10 protein-coding genes are annotated in these 15,196 nt (G+C 47.1%); 7 read left to right on the top strand and 3 right to left on the bottom strand.

Going from position 1 to position 15,196, the window contains the following annotated elements:
* The first annotated feature begins 361 nt into the window (after positions 1 to 361).
* Positions 362 to 775 (top strand): DnaJ family domain-containing protein, encoded by a 414-nt coding sequence (locus IEX62_RS04990; RefSeq protein WP_188774312.1) that lies wholly within the window; start codon positions 362 to 364, stop codon positions 773 to 775.
* A 360-nt stretch (positions 776 to 1,135) separates the two neighbouring features.
* Here IEX62_RS04990 and IEX62_RS04985 read toward each other — a convergent pair whose 3' ends face one another.
* Positions 1,136 to 3,754, bottom strand: coding sequence for an S-layer homology domain-containing protein (locus tag IEX62_RS04985; protein WP_188774311.1), 2,619 nt, complete (start codon positions 3,752 to 3,754; stop codon positions 1,136 to 1,138).
* A 381-nt stretch (positions 3,755 to 4,135) separates the two neighbouring features.
* Between IEX62_RS04985 and IEX62_RS04980 the strand changes: the two genes are divergently transcribed.
* The 4 genes from IEX62_RS04980 to IEX62_RS04965 all read left to right on the top strand — a co-directional run bounded on the left by IEX62_RS04980 (position 4,136) and on the right by IEX62_RS04965 (position 9,414).
* Entirely contained in the window at positions 4,136 to 4,639 is a 504-nt protein-coding gene (locus tag IEX62_RS04980) for a MarR family winged helix-turn-helix transcriptional regulator (RefSeq protein ID WP_229685622.1), read from the top strand.
* Complete coding sequence (locus IEX62_RS04975) at positions 4,632 to 6,431, top strand: ABC transporter ATP-binding protein (RefSeq protein WP_188774310.1); 1,800 nt, start codon at positions 4,632 to 4,634, stop codon at positions 6,429 to 6,431. Before IEX62_RS04980 ends, IEX62_RS04975 begins: the two co-directional genes overlap by 8 nt.
* Positions 6,428 to 8,320: an ABC transporter ATP-binding protein gene (locus tag IEX62_RS04970; protein ID WP_308422628.1), complete on the top strand. Its 1,893-nt coding sequence runs from the start codon at positions 6,428 to 6,430 to the stop codon at positions 8,318 to 8,320. Before IEX62_RS04975 ends, IEX62_RS04970 begins: the two co-directional genes overlap by 4 nt.
* Before the next feature lie 680 nt (positions 8,321 to 9,000).
* Positions 9,001 to 9,414 (top strand): hypothetical protein, encoded by a 414-nt coding sequence (locus IEX62_RS04965; RefSeq protein ID WP_188774309.1) that lies wholly within the window; start codon positions 9,001 to 9,003, stop codon positions 9,412 to 9,414.
* Positions 9,415 to 9,496: 82 nt separating this feature from the next.
* On the opposite strand, the gene IEX62_RS04960 is transcribed toward IEX62_RS04965, so the two are convergent.
* Together IEX62_RS04960 and IEX62_RS04955 are read right to left on the bottom strand one after the other, a co-directional pair.
* The gene (locus tag IEX62_RS04960; RefSeq protein ID WP_229685621.1) at positions 9,497 to 10,243 is read right to left on the bottom strand and encodes a DNA-3-methyladenine glycosylase family protein; all 747 of its coding nucleotides are present in this window, start codon (positions 10,241 to 10,243) and stop codon (positions 9,497 to 9,499) included.
* 516 nt (positions 10,244 to 10,759) lie between these two features.
* Positions 10,760 to 11,626 (bottom strand): YitT family protein, encoded by an 867-nt coding sequence (locus tag IEX62_RS04955; protein WP_188774308.1) that lies wholly within the window; start codon positions 11,624 to 11,626, stop codon positions 10,760 to 10,762.
* Positions 11,627 to 12,138: 512 nt separating this feature from the next.
* Between IEX62_RS04955 and IEX62_RS04950 the strand changes: the two genes are divergently transcribed.
* Positions 12,139 to 13,035, top strand: a complete 897-nt coding sequence (locus IEX62_RS04950) for a diacylglycerol/lipid kinase family protein (RefSeq protein ID WP_188774307.1) — start codon at positions 12,139 to 12,141, stop codon at positions 13,033 to 13,035.
* Positions 13,036 to 13,339: 304 nt separating this feature from the next.
* Positions 13,340 to 14,299, top strand: coding sequence for a nucleoside hydrolase (locus IEX62_RS04945; protein ID WP_188774306.1), 960 nt, complete (start codon positions 13,340 to 13,342; stop codon positions 14,297 to 14,299).
* Positions 14,300 to 15,196: the final 897 nt, after the last annotated feature.

Genomic DNA, 15,196 nt, shown 5'->3' with positions numbered 1-15,196 from the left:
GATGCTGTGTGTAGCTATTGTCCGTCTTTTTAAGCTTGTAGTATCGATGTAAAGTGCTAACATTTTTTGTAGTTGTAGTTGTAGTTGTAGTTGTAGTTGTAGTTGTAGTTGTAGTTGTAGTTGTAGTTGTAGTTGTAGTTGTAGTTGTAGTTGTAGTTGTAGTTGTAGTTTATGAGAATTGTTAGATTTTAAAATATGATAAGCATTTCTTCACAAAAAAATAAAATTTAATACATAATTTCAATAAAAATCAAATTTTAAAAGGGTTTCCATCCCTCAAATCCGAACCATACTATATACCCTTCATTCTACATACCGTCGCTCTATGACCTTAACCCTATACGAAAGGTGGAATTAACGTATGAACCCTAACGATAAGCCGAGCGAACCGCTCACACCTAAGAAGCTAGGCTCAGCTAATCACCTGGACGATATTTTTAATGATTATGTATCTAAAGGTGGCATGGACAATCTCAAAGGAGCGGGTAAGCCGCTTGATGTGCCCGATGGCGATGTATTAAACTCCGTACTCAAAACCGCCAACTACCTGCCACCCTGGTTAGAGCTGCAAAAGCAAATTCGCATCGGCATGAAGGATCTGATCGAGCAAATGGATCACCATCCAAACGATGCACTGACAAGCCAATGGGAAACGCAAATCGATGAGCTAAACAGCCAGATTAAAAAGTATAATATCAGCGTACCGAATCCACTACTGCAAAAGGGCTTTGTATCGATAGAGAATGTTAAAACGAAGTATGAGCAATGGGAGTAGCACCAGCCGCAAGGTAGTCAGAGCCCCAAAGTAGTCAGCAACCTTCAAATGAGCAATATAGCCTGCTGTTGTCCGATACATAGCCGTTCACTTGCTGATTGGTAGCCAAAAGAACATCCAGCCTATTGTCGTCGGATAGCAGTTATGTCGTTCTGTACTGTATCGTCTCAATCCGTATCATCACATAAACAATAGTATATAAAAAGGCGAGCTTATCGATGAAGATAAGCTCGCCTTTTACTGTGTGTGGGTTCAACCTATAAACGCTCATGCGTTGGTTTTACGTATTGCCTTGTCATGGTGCTAGATCGTACTTGTAAGACGGTATCATTGTCATTTCAGAGTTATTTTAGTTCAGGATTATTGTCCGTTCGAAGCCTTATTAATCGCATCGTACGCCCAGTGCTGAGGTGTGACATCCGTCCATGCGCTCGTACCATTTGCTGCTTCAGATGTCGTGTTGGATTGAATCCGGTTCAACACGGTTACGATCTCAGCACGGGTCACCGGCTGGTTCGGATAAAATTTGCCGTCCGGGAAGCCTTTCATTAAGCCAGCAGCGACGACTTTGTTAATATCCGAAGCTGCCCAGTTACCGGATACATCGCTGGTGCTCGGCGAGGATGTGTTAGAGCTGTCCAGCTCCTTCCAGCGTGCGATCAGCGAGGCAAGCTCAGCGCGTGTTAATGCTTGTCCTGGTTGGAATGTACCATCTGGATAACCTTTCATCCAGCCATTTTGCTGCACGAGTCCGATACCAGAGGCTGCCCAGTAGGAGGCAGGAATATCCTTGAATTCCAGCTTGCCTGCACTACCCTGGTCGCCGATCAGGCGATCCAGCATCACGGCAAGCTCGGCACGGGTAACCTTTTGCTCTGGACGGAACGTGCCGTCCTGATAGCCCTGAATATAGCCCTTACGATTGTCTTTCGTACCTGTCGCTACTGTCGGTGCAGTCTCTACTTTGCCTGTTTTGGTAGCAGGAGCTGCTGTTGCAGCAGGTGCCGATACGGGAGCGGAGGCTGTAGCATTGTCTGCAACGATATCATCCAGTCGCGAAGCCCCTGCGCCATTGCTTCCACTACCACCACTGATCAGAATCGGAATACTTGTCGTTGGATCGACAGGCAGCTCTGGCAGGAAGGGGAAGGTGATCGTAAGCAGCGGTGCTTCCAGTGGTACATACGTGTTGTCGGTTGGCGTAGCTGGTGTAGTTACGGCTACAGGAGGAGCTTCTACGCCGTTGTTGCCATTGTCACTGTTGCTATCTTCGTTAGTACCAGCAGTTGGTTGCTCCGAAGCGGTTGGTGTAGTCGGAGGCGGATCGGCTACATCGGTCTGTGGCGCAGCTACGGTCTGTTCTGGCTCAGCCTGTAGGCTCGCTGGAATGACCTGAATGGTATACGTTTTGCTCTGACCACTCGGTGAGGTGACTTTTAATGCTAGATCAGTCAGATCATCAGTCAATGGAGCCGTATAGATGAAGCTGTGTGTGCCATATACTTGATCCGTCACAGTGACGCCATTTACGGACAGTGTCGCATCCGGGTCATATACGCTAGCCTGTACAGTAATGGCGCTCGCGTCTGCATTCATATTCGCATGGTACATCGTTACATCTGGCTTGAAGCCCGGCTGTAGCGTACCATTTTGCAGCGATAGGGACGTCAGCTCTGTGCTGCTCTCCGGTGCATGTGCGCGAATTGTGAATGTTTTCTCCAATGTGCCGCCCTGTGGCCCGGTTACACGGATACGTACCGGATAACTGGATACACCGCGTACGAGTGAAGAGGCGGTTACGAGTCGGTTGTTTTCGATGTCGAAGTAGCTGTTACCTTCGCTGCCTTCACCCGAGACCAGACTGAAAATAAAGCTATCGTCTGGATTAGCACTGGTTGCTGTCAGCAAGCCTGCACTCGCACCTGGCTTCATATCCCAGGTCAGATCATCGCCAGACAGCGTCAGATCAGTCGGAATATCCTCTGGAGCGGTCTGATAATCAGCATGAATAGCGGCAAGAGCAGCATTCATATTCGGGTTCACGCTGCTGTAAAAGACCAGCTCGGTCGATTCTCCCGGCTTCAGATTACCTGCATTAAAGGTTAATGTCAGCCATTCATCGGCAAGCTTTGCATCCATACGCTCTGCTCCATCTGCCTTAAAGGCTGGTGCGCTATACGGATCACGGCTATAGCCTACAGAAGCCTGTGCACGAGGATCGCTGGCTACATACATAAATACATTATCGCTGGCACTACCCATAGCGATAGCAATCGCATCGGAATCAGAAGGTGGATTGGAGGGAACCCAGTTGATGGTGCTGTTATCGTTATTCAAGTCAGCATCCATATCTGGATCGAGGAAACGCATATAATGAACATCGTAGACGGAGTTAGTCACGCTGGGATTGGTAAGAGTAATGGTTGTTTTATAGAAGGAATCGCCTGGTTTGAATGAGATTGTTTGATTAACTCCGAGGGCTTGATCGCGTGTGGTACCCACCGTGCGGGCAGCAAGTAGATCATCGGTGGAGATGTTTTGCGTAATTCCGGGGATATCGATATTGCCGTTTTGCTGTTCATTGATGAAGTTTTTGGGGCTGGCGTCTGACGGGGTTTGCTTGTAGCCGACGATGAAGCCTTCTGACGGACTGCCTGGCAGGATGTAATCGCCACTGCTCATGTCCTTACCGTTATCATAACCATCACTGTCGGTGTTCAGGCCAATACTTTTACGCAATGAACCGGGGTGGAAGCCTCCCGGGCTTGCGGTTGATGTACCCAGTGTGCCACTTTCTGCAATGCCTAGCTCCATATATTGTCCACCAAGATACGTATCCTGGCCAACCTGTTCATGACGTGCAGTGATTTCTGCCGCATGGATTGGAGCAGAGGGGAGCAATAGCATGATGGCGAGCCAGCCGCATACGCTAGTTTTGGCAGATAGACGCCATGGCGAACGCAGGCTGCTTGTTTTCATATTTGATTAACCTCCTTTGATCTGTACGAGCTTTGCAAGCTGCTGCAAATCCTCTCTATATACTTATCGTAATTCTGAAGAATTTTTTAACATTTTTATGGTAAAAAAATACTCAAAAACGTAAAAAAGAATATTTCTTAACAAAAATTTAACAATTTTAATATCCAGTGGTAAATTAAAATGAATTGCATCAAAAAATATACGAAATGAAACGTCTTAATTTATAAGAATAGGCTTAAAATACGCGAAACTAGTGGTATTATAATAGATAATGATTGACAAAGAATTACTTCAAGTTATAAAATTAGATAACCTAATAAATAGTCATGCTAAATAATAGTTTGCTTACACAAAATGTGATCGAATCCCGGGGTGAATAATGTGGAAGATGTAAAATTTGAAGGAATCTCGCCGATGGGCGAGGAGCTGCTGCGAGCGTTCCGCTTATTTCGAAAAGCGGATTGGCGGCAAAAGCCTGTAGCTGGCCATAAGCCAAGTGAAATCATGGCGTTAATCTGTATTGGCAATCAGGAAGATTGCAAAAGCTGTGGCATTCAGGTTTCCGAGCTTAGCCGTATGCTTCGCGTGACGTCTCCCACTGTAACGCAATTGATTAAAGGCATGGAAAATGACGGCCTGGTTGAACGCAATATGGACCCAAGCGATCGCCGTGCTGTTCGTGTTACGCTAACCGATAAGGGCGAATCCATCATGGATCAATCGCTATCCGTGTTTAAAAGCTCCTTTGAGGGGCTGGTTGATTATTTGGGAGAAGAAGAGAGTCGCAAGCTGGCACAGCTGCTTGGACGTGTATATGAGTATTTTGAAGAACGAGTATTTGAACCGCTGGAGCCCACCCACAAAGGGGATGGTCAACATGACTAGGATGCTCCGTCAACTGCGGCCTTATTATGGGGCCGCAGTTTTTATTCTATTGCTGACCTTTTTGCAAACGATGTCAGAGCTATTTTTACCTACATTAATGGCTGATATTGTGGATACGGGGATTGCGCATGGGAATATCCCGTACATCTGGCGTATCGGCTCGTATATGCTTCTTTTTGCTGCGCTCGGCATGGTGTGCTCCATTACCGCCAGCTATTTTTCGGCTCGTGTTGCGCTTGGATTTGGGCGTGATCTGCGTAGTCGTGTGTTTTCGCATGTGGAGCATTTTTCGTTGCAGGAGTTTGATCGGATTGGTACCGCCTCGCTTATTACACGGACAACCAATGATATTACGCAATTACAGCAGGTGCTAACCATGCTGCTACGCATGATGCTTATGGCGCCGCTAATGATGCTGGGCGGTATTATTATGGCGGTATCCAAGCAGGCACAGCTATCGCTGATCTTTATTGTGGTCATTCCAGTGCTGGGGCTGACGATCTGGCTGATCGGACGACGCGGATTCCCGCTATTCAAGGCACAGCAGAAAAAGCTGGATCGACTCAATATGGTCATTCGCGAGAATCTGACCGGGATTCGTGTCATTCGTGCCTTTAACCGTGATCGTTATGAAAATGTACGCTTTGACGGGGCGAGTCGCGATCTGGCAGATACGGCGATTCGTGTGAATAAGCTGATGGCGCTGATGATGCCGATGATGATGCTCATTCTGGATGTATCGATCATTTGTATCGTTGGGTTTGGTAGCTTTCAGATCAGCTATGGGAATATGCAGGTTGGTGATCTGATGGCATTTGTACAGTATGCGACTCAGATTCTATTTTCCTTTTTGATGCTGTCGATGATCTTTATTATGATTCCGCGTGCTTCGGCATCAGCGGCGCGTGTGAATGAGGTGCTGGATATGCAGCCGGATATCGTTGATCCGGTAGCGACTCAAGCGGCTAGTGGCACTGTATCTGCTGTAGCAGCAGACATGAACACACGCGCTCAGCCTGCTGATCAGGCGAATAATCATCCTGCTCGTGATGTGGTACTGGAGTTCGACGGCGTCGAGTTTTTTTATCCGGGTGCTGAACAGCCTGCGCTGAAACGTATTTCATTTCAAGCGCGTCGTGGTGAGGTGACCGCGATTATCGGGGGTACCGGATCAGGGAAATCAACACTGGTGAATCTGATTCCACGCTTTTACGATGTAAGCGCTGGTGCGATTCGATTGAATGGACATGATGTGCGTGAGCTAACGCAGGAGCGATTGCGCGAGGGTGTCGGGTATGTTCCGCAGAAGGCGCTATTATTTACCGGAACTGTAGCGGACAATATACGCTATGGTAAGCCGGATGCGACGCAGGAGCAGCTGGTGCATGCCGCTCAGATTGCGCAGGCGGACGAGTTCATTTCGCGTATGCCTGAAGGGTATAACTCTGAAATTACGCAGGGTGGCTCTAACGTATCGGGTGGTCAAAAACAGCGCTTATCGATTGCGCGTGCGCTGGTACGCCAGCCAGAACTGTATATTTTCGATGATAGCTTCTCGGCATTGGACTTCAAAACGGATGCCAAGCTGCGCGCAGCCTTAAAGCAGGAAACGGTCAATGCGACCGTGCTCATGGTTGCCCAGCGTGTAAGCACCGTTCGGGATGCAGACCAGATTATCGTACTGGACGAAGGCGAGATTGCTGGAATCGGTACACACCATGAATTAATGCAGCATAGCGAGGTATATCGTGAGATTGTATCCTCGCAATTGTCGGAGGAGGAGAGCGCATGAGTAACGATAACAATCGCAGACCCTCCGGACGTCCTCCCGGCGGTGGCCCGATGGGTGGCCCTCCAGGCATGGGCATGAGATTACCCGGTGAGAAGCCGAAAAATTTTAAGGCTACGCTGAAACGATTGGTACGCTATCTGCGTCCATATCGGCTACACTTGCTTGGCGTATTAATCGCGGCATTACTAAGTACATTATTTTCTATCTTTTCACCGCGTGTGCTCGGTATGGCGACAGATGAGCTATTTAACAGTGTGAGCGGTGGTCGAGCGATCCGATTTGATTATATTTTTGAGCTGCTTGGTATATTGGGTGGATTGTATATATTTAGCGCGCTTTTCTCGTATATTCAGCAATATTGGATGGCATCGGTCACGCAAAATACGGTGTACGAGATGCGTCGAGAGATTAAGCAAAAGCTGACTCGTTTACCACTTAGCTATTATGATCGCCACAGTCATGGTGAGGTGCTGAGTCGCGTCACAAATGATGTGGACAATATTAGTACGACCCTCCAGCAAAGTCTGACGCAGATGATTACGTCTGCCGTAACACTTGTTGGTGTAATTGTTATGATGCTGACACTGAGTCCGCTACTGACCCTGATCACCGTGCTGACGATTCCACTCAGTCTGGTCGTGACGATCTTCGTGGCACGCCGCTCACAAAAGCATTTTGCCGGGCAGCAGGCGGCGCTGGGTCAACTGAACGGTCATGTCGAGGAAATGTATACCGGGCATCAGATTGTGAAGGCATTTGGACGTGAAGAAGAGGCATTGCAGACATTTGATGAGATGAATGAAAAGCTGTATAACTCGGGCTGGCGTGCGCAGTTCATTTCAGGAACGATCATGCCGCTGATGAACTTTGTGAGTAATATCGGTTATGTGCTGATCTGTGTGGTCGGCGGAATTATGGTCACACGCGGCAGTATCGGAATCGGTGGTATTCAGGCATTTATCCAGTATGCCCGTCAATTCTCACAGCCGATTACTCAGCTCGCCAATATCTCGAATATTATCCAGTCAGCAATTGCTTCGGCAGAGCGTGTATTCGAGGTGCTGGATGAACGGGAAGAAGAGAGCCCTGCGCTGAGTGAAGGCGTGAGTATGACGAAGGAGGGCACTTCTTCTACTCCAGCTCGTGTACGTGGAGATGTGACCTTTGAGCATGTCCAATTCGGTTATAAGCCAGATCAACTGCTTATTGGCGATATGAACATTGAGGTACATGCCGGGCAAACCGTTGCTATTGTCGGCCCAACGGGAGCAGGGAAAACAACGCTGATCAATCTGCTTATGCGCTTCTATGAGCTAAACGGTGGCGTCATTCGTATCGATGGACGCGATATTACCGAGATGCCACGAGGCGATCTACGCAGTCTATTCGGGATGGTGCTACAGGATACATGGCTATTTGGCGGTACGATTCGCGATAATATCGCCTATGGACGCGAGGGTGCGACTGAGGAGCAGATCGTGCAGGCTGCGGAAGCGGCACGTGCGGATCATTTTATCCGCACATTGCCAGAGGGCTATGATACGGTGCTGAATGAAGAAGCATCTAACATTTCACAGGGGCAAAAGCAATTGCTCACGATCGCTCGCGCCATTCTCGCTGACCCGTCGATCCTCATTTTGGACGAAGCGACCAGTAGTGTCGATACACGTACCGAGGTGCTGATCCAGCAGGCGATGAATGAACTGATGCGCGACCGCACGAGTTTCGTCATTGCTCACCGCCTGTCTACGATTCGTGGTGCTGATCTGATTCTAGTCATGAATCATGGTGAGGTGATCGAGCAGGGAACGCATGAGCAGCTGCTAGAGCAGAATGGTTTTTATGCTGATTTGTATAATAGTCAGTTTGCTGATGAAGCGGCTGGGTGAGCAGAGCGGTGCTATGCAATGCTATAGTAAGATGAAAATTTCAGTGAGAAAGTTCGATTTGAAAAAGTGCTAGGCTATGGAAGGCATTATAGTTGTTTGGGTTAACTTTGTTAGTGAGCAGGTCTATCACATATTGATGTTGTGCAACAATCACTACGGCAAGGAATAAGGGGACGGACTCAGGTGGAGCCGCGGGAATCTTTTGGAATAGGAAGGAATGAAGATTCCCGCCCCTCCAAAATCGTCCTTTCCCCTTATTTCCTTGCCTTCGTTATGTGCGGCTTGCCTACTAAATATATTTATGCAATATTAATTGAAATATAATGTTCTTTTGTAAGGATGTAGTAATTGAGCTCTATGAGGTGCTATTACATTTATTAGCTGACGCGGCACTCATTGAGAATATTTCGAGCTATTCAGTATATATAAGCTCAATGCATATGAATTAGATGATACGTGTCTAGCACATATGCTCAAATAAGCAAGGAGCGGAAGGCAGAGAACGATGCCAAAAGACCGACCTTTAAGCCGGGATACGCCATCTTTTCCCCCATTCAAAGTATCCCGGCTTAACTGGAGGTCGTTGGCATGTTCTCTGTCTGGAGCGGATGCTGCATTGTCACCATATCATCCAAATCTAGCAAAGCATTTAAATTTAAAGCAAAAAGGAGCGCCAAACCATGAACGAACAAGAGCCATCCAGCAGCACGATTGCATACGGACAGCGGAGGATATATGTATATTCGTTAGGGCATTCGCTGTATCCGTTGGATTGGGAATTGTGTTTTGATGAGGTGGAGGAGTATAAGGAGAAGCTGAAGCGTAAATATGATCGCTTCGAAGAGCGGTATAAGCATATCATTGGTGAGCTGGATGTATTGTATAGAGAGATCGATGGACTGCTTGCTCTAGCGCTTGCAGATGCAGGGATAGAAAGTAGTAATTCTGTGCTGCTGCGTTGTCCGCCGATGATTATGGCTTTGCCGCGTGGAGATGTGAGTGGTGGAGCGGATATTGTGATTATTTTAAAACTGGAAGAGGACGGAGAGACGCTGGTATATTCTCCTTTACCACTGGATTATTTAACGAGGTAAATCGTTGGTTTACCTCGTTATGCGTAGGTGGCACCTTATGAAGTGATTGGGATCGAAGCTTATACGTATTCCATACAATTCGTCATTGCGGCTCATCTGGTTCCTGTGTAGATATAGGTGTATCCGTAGCTTGATCATCATTAGAAAATTCAGCAAACGTTTTCCCCGAATCGACCCAGCCAATATTGATCGCTTCCCATAGATAGATCGATGCAGCAGTTGGATAGGCGCTCCAGTTCAACTCGTGTTGCTGTGTATATTTGCCGTCCTCACGTTCTTCCATCTGATGCAGCCAGCATGCGGCGCGCTGCAAGCCTGCATCGCCATGGGATAAAATGCCCGTGCGTCCCAGGCTGAAAATCAGAAACATTTCCGCCGTCCAGCGTCCAATTCCTTTGACAGCTACAAGCGCTCGCAATACCTCCTCATCCGATAGCTCATCCAAACGATCTAACGGTAATAGCCCCGCCTGTACATGATGACATAGATCGCGAATATAGCGAATTTTGAACATCGATACGCCAACTGCGCGTAGCTCGTCATCCGTATACTTCCCGATCGTCTCAGGACTCATATCCTCCCCACACAGCTCCACTACCCGCTTCCAGATCGTAGCTGCCGCCTTCACTGACAACTGCTGCGAAATAATCGACGACACCAGCGAAATAAACGGATCACTACGAAGCGGAATTTCAAGCGGCCCAATCTGCTCCATCAACCTCCCTAATACCGGATCCCCCTCAGCCAACGCACGCATATTCTCGCTATCTAAAGCCAACCGCAAATGAGTCGGTCGTGAAAAAGAATTGGAATCTAAATTCGACATCATATGTCCCCCCATGTTGATGATATGTACATACCGATTATGCCATACTATTGGCTTTATGGAGTCTTAAAAAGTCTTGAAAATCTCTAAACTGACAAATGTGCTTGTTGGTTTGTGTGTTAAGCGTATGCTGCAAGCAGCACAGAACGGAGGGAAGGGCATAAGGGGAAAGGACTCCTTATAGTGTTAGTGCCTTTTCTAACACGAGGTTCAATGAAAAGTGATTTTTGCGAAGCAAAATATCTTACCTCCCTGGAGGGGCGGGAATCTTCATTTACACCCAATTCCAAAAGATTCCCGCGGCTCCACCCGAGTCCGTCCCCTTATTCCTTCCCGAAGTGATGTATGCCCACCAGCATAATCCAGCTAACACCACCAACCCAATCCAACACTAATAACAAAAGAAGCCCCTTCCCCCTCAGGAGAAAAAGCTTCTTTATCATGAATCAGATGAACCCTTTATTGGGTTATGTGTAATAGATATACCTTATACAGCTCACTCTGCCTTGCTTAGCTGGCTTAGTGAATATTCTTTTTCTCGAAATTACCGCCGATAACTTCGCTCACATGCTCTACTGCGAGGAAGGCGGTTGGGTCAATATCGTTCACAATCGTACGTAGCTTGGCAAGCTCGAGACGACTGACAACGCAATAGATCATTTGCGTATCTTCGCCAGAATAGCCACCTTTGGCGTACATGAAGGTCGTACTGCGACCGAGACGATCCATGATCGCCTGCGAGATTTCATCGTATTCCTGCGAGATGATCGTGACTGACTTGGATTCCTCCAGACCTTCCACGACAATGTCCATTACTTTTGCCGCAATATAGTAGGTGAAAATAGAGAACATCGCGGAATCCCAGCCGAATACGAATCCAGCAGCGGTAAAGATGAACACGTTGATGATCATAACGATCTGACCTACAGGCATATGGAACTTCTTCGCGAGCAAAATAGCGACAATCTCTGTACCATCCAGCGAGCCGCCAAAACGGATAACCAGACCAATCCCGAAGCCGAGAATCACGCCGCCGAACATACTGGCGAGCATTTTATCATCGGTTAGTGCAGGTACATGGTGCAGGTAAGCGGTCATCGAAGACATGACGGCGATTCCGTACAGGGTCGATATGGCAAAAGTTTTCCCGATTTGCTTATAGCCTATAATCAGGAAGGGTACGTTAATCACAAAGATGAAGATACCAAGCTGAATGGTGCTTAGCTCGGACAGGATGATCGAGATACCGGTAATACCGCCATCGATCACGCTGTTGGGGATTAGAAAGATTTCCAGTGCGACCGCCATCAAGACGGCGCCGGTCGTGATGAAGATAAACTTCGCGAGCAACTGGCTCAAGCTCATTTTTCGGTGTTTTCTTGGCATGCACAATCCTCTTTTCCAAAATAGTTTGGGTAGGATTGTTGATTAATTCCATAAGCGCTGCATCAAGCTCCGGCTCCCTGTTGCCGGATTGGACATGGAGACGTGTTACGAATGGTCGTGCAACCATGTGACAGAGGAACAAAGCGGGAGTACGGACCGGTATGACGAAGAGCATTATAGTCAGCAAACGTACCGGATAATCAGTGGGACGACGTGCTTTTTCTATGAACATGCTGAACCGGTAAGCGGCTATATCGAACTATTCAACAAACTTTTATCTTAAATTAATAATGATAATCTACCTATATAAATTATAGCATAAAAACAGCACGCAAACCCAGAAAAGATCAAAATTGTTTCGATTTTTTGCAAAAAAGCCAAATTTCCCGAGCAATTAATAGTATATCGCAACAAGGCAACTGAAATATACGCTAATATCGTAAAATCACAAAAAAATTTGATTTTCATCAGAGCTAGTTGGTTCATTCTATGCTATATACGGAGGGGTTAAGATGTATAAAAAGGGAATGCTTATCTATAACGGAAATGCTGGATCGGTCGATACGACACAGCTTGGCACAGTGCTTGGCGTACTATCGGTAGAGCTGCCGGAGCTGATCGTGAGGCGTACAAGCGAGCCAGGTGAAGCGAAAAAGCTCTGCCGTGAATATGGGGAGCAGGTGGATGTGCTGTATATTTTAGGTGGAGATGGTACAGTGCATGAATGTATTAATGGGCTTGCCGATCTGGAGCGTCCACCAGTGATTGGGGTGCTACCAGGCGGTACCTGTAATGACTTCTCTCGTGCGCTAGCGATGCCGCAGCAGCTAGCACGAGCAGCGGAGGTGCTGAATGAGCGGCAGACACGCACGCTGGATATCGGGACAGCCAACGGACATTTTTTCACCAACTTCTATGGTATTGGTCTGATCTCAGAAACATCGCAAAATATTAATGCGGATATTAAAGGTGCATTTGGAAAGCTGGGCTATTTTCTAAGCACATTGCAAACGGTACGCACAGCGCAGCCATTCACGTTTGAGCTAGAGCACGATGAAGGAACACTGTCTGGTGAAGCGGTCATGATCTATGCGGCAAATGGACGTTTTCTAGGAACGAATCCGCTCCCATTTCCACAGGAAGCGCTACAGGACGGCTTGCTCGATGTGCTGATTATCCGTGAAGCCGGCCTGCCGCTGCTGCGTGAGCTGCTCAGTCGTAAGTCGCCGGAAAACTGGAAGCCGGAAAATAGCAATATCGAATACATTCGCACATCCCGTCTGGAGCTTCGGACAGATCAGCCGATGCCAGCGGATACGGATGGAGAGATTTATTTGCAAACACCAGCGCAGCTCGGCGTGTTGCCGGGTAAGCTGACCTTTTTGATCGGTGATCAGGTAGGTGGATAATCGTGATGCGTGCATAGATGGACGGGATGAGTAGAGTAGCTGATTGGCATAAGTGAATTGAATTGTCAGGGCAGTGGATACTTTATAGATGAACAGAATCTCGGGAAAGTAGACGGATAATAGGTCGCGCGATTTCGTTTTCCAGTAAATGACTGTGGAACATCGCTTCGTATTCCCTCATAATAGAAGATGGAAATGCACGGGCTGTGCTGATCGATGCAGCAGGGTGTCTATTTGCGTAGATGATCCGTATCAATCATAGTCACAGTTAGATAAAGCATATATATTGGGGGAATCGAGCAATATGTCACAGATGAAATCCGTATATTTTAATCATGATGCCGGTGTCGATGATCTGGTATCGCTGTTTATGCTATTGCAAATGGATAATGTGGAGCTTACAGGTGTCTCGGTCATTCCAGCAGACGGTTATTTGGAGCCGGGTGCGGATGCAAGCCGCAAAATTATCGACCGTTTTGGTCATGGTAATCAGGCACCGGAAACGGCAAAATCGAACTCGCGTGGTAAAAATCCATTCCCGCCAGCATGGCGTATGCATACGTTCTATGTGGACGCACTGCCGATTCTGAATGAATCCGGTACGATGGAAGCACCGTTGTCCGATCTGCCTGCTCATCGTCATATGATTCGTCAGCTACTGGCGAATGAAGGCAAAACAACGCTGCTATTTACCGGGCCATTGACAGACCTTGCCCGTGCATTAGATGAAGCGCCAGAGATTGAAGAGAAGATCGAAAAGCTCGTCTGGATGGGCGGAGGCTTCGAACGCGGTAATGTGGACGAGCCAGAGCATGACGGCACAGCCGAATGGAATGTGTTCTGGGATCCGGAAGCGGCATATCGCGTATGGCAAAGCGGCATCGAGATTGACCTGGTTGCTCTTGAAAGCACAATCAAAGTACCGCTGGATCTGAAAATCCGTAAACGCTGGGCAACCGAGCGCCGTTATGAAGGTGTAGATTTCCTCGGTAACTGCTACGCTTGCTGTCCACCGCTCGTGCATATGGAGAACAACTCGACCTATTATTTCTGGGATGTGCTAACGACGCTGTCGATCGGTAAGCCGGAGCTGGTGAGCAAAAAGACGATTAACTGCGTTGTAATCCCAGACGGCAAGTCTCAGGGCAGAACAGTCGAGCAGGCAGATGGTCGTCCGGTGAATCTGGTGTATGATACCGACCCAGAAGCTTTTGCAGATTATATGATTGAGCTGGCGAAAAAGGCGGCACCTGCGCGGTACTAAGTGACGCTCGGTTAAGCGCGTGGTAGCAATTGATATCGTAGCGTAGACGCAGTGTAGATTATGTAATAGGTTATTGTATCGAAGTGTATGTAATCGACAAAAGTATCTTTAACCGATATAAAGGTATATTTAAATGAGGTAGAAGCATCTTTAACAGCTGGGAACTCTATTTTGATTTTAAAATGGAGCGGCTGTTGAAGGTGCTTTTTTGTATTTTAGGATGAAGGACGGATTGGCATTGTTCCCAAATAGTCGATTGGATCGCAAGATCACTCTTAGAACATAGGATCATTCCACCACAGGAGATTGATGCCACTCCTTCTCTAGCTGATGTCCGAAAGTGATCAATTGTTCTTTTTTTGCTTGAATAGTCATGATTGTGTCCTGATCTATAAACTGTAGGATGTAGCTATCATTGGCTTCGTCATTGTTCCATTTGATCTCAAGATGCTTTTCAAAATGAGAGAAGTAGCCTTCGTATTGTGGAAGCGGGAAATGCTGAAGCATATGTATACAGGCGTGAACAGTTCGGTTCGTCCAGCCGAAGTGGAGTTCATGAATGACTTTTTCTAGATGAACATATCGAAAAAAAAGCTGGCTGCCTTCCAGCTCGTCTACGCGATGATCTATTATTCTGCATTCCACATATGTATTCGGCTATATCTTATCCTGTAAAATAGTCATAGATTCAACTCCTTAATCAGAGGTATCGTATAAAATAATATCTGTCCTCCATTACTATTTATACGTATGACTCAGCCAATAGACTTTACAGCAGAGAGGCAGATATCACAGTATTGCAGTCATTCATTTGGAATAGCTTATTACTATACAACTCATTATAGCTATAAATCAAAAGGTAGACCTCTTAATGAAGGTCTACCTTTTAATTTCTTA

It is taken from the genome of Paenibacillus hunanensis, from assembly GCF_014645615.1.
GTDB classification, from domain to species: Bacteria; Bacillota; Bacilli; order Paenibacillales; family Paenibacillaceae; genus Saccharibacillus; species Saccharibacillus hunanensis.
This window is presented reverse-complemented; position numbering and strand designations above follow the sequence as displayed.

Excerpts from the sequence above, each read along its gene's own strand:
- IEX62_RS04990 (WP_188774312.1), top strand. The coding sequence starts at position 362 with ATGAACCCTAACGATAAGCCGAGCGAACCGCTCACACCTAAGAAGCTA.
- IEX62_RS04985 (WP_188774311.1), bottom strand. The coding sequence starts at position 3,754 with ATGAAAACAAGCAGCCTGCGTTCGCCATGGCGTCTATCTGCCAAAACT.
- IEX62_RS04975 (WP_188774310.1), top strand. The coding sequence starts at position 4,632 with ATGACTAGGATGCTCCGTCAACTGCGGCCTTATTATGGGGCCGCAGTT.
- IEX62_RS04970 (WP_308422628.1), top strand. The coding sequence starts at position 6,428 with ATGAGTAACGATAACAATCGCAGACCCTCCGGACGTCCTCCCGGCGGT.
- IEX62_RS04965 (WP_188774309.1), top strand. The coding sequence starts at position 9,001 with ATGAACGAACAAGAGCCATCCAGCAGCACGATTGCATACGGACAGCGG.
- IEX62_RS04960 (WP_229685621.1), bottom strand. The coding sequence starts at position 10,243 with ATGATGTCGAATTTAGATTCCAATTCTTTTTCACGACCGACTCATTTG.
- IEX62_RS04955 (WP_188774308.1), bottom strand. The coding sequence starts at position 11,626 with ATGCCAAGAAAACACCGAAAAATGAGCTTGAGCCAGTTGCTCGCGAAG.
- IEX62_RS04950 (WP_188774307.1), top strand. The coding sequence starts at position 12,139 with ATGTATAAAAAGGGAATGCTTATCTATAACGGAAATGCTGGATCGGTC.
- IEX62_RS04945 (WP_188774306.1), top strand. The coding sequence starts at position 13,340 with ATGTCACAGATGAAATCCGTATATTTTAATCATGATGCCGGTGTCGAT.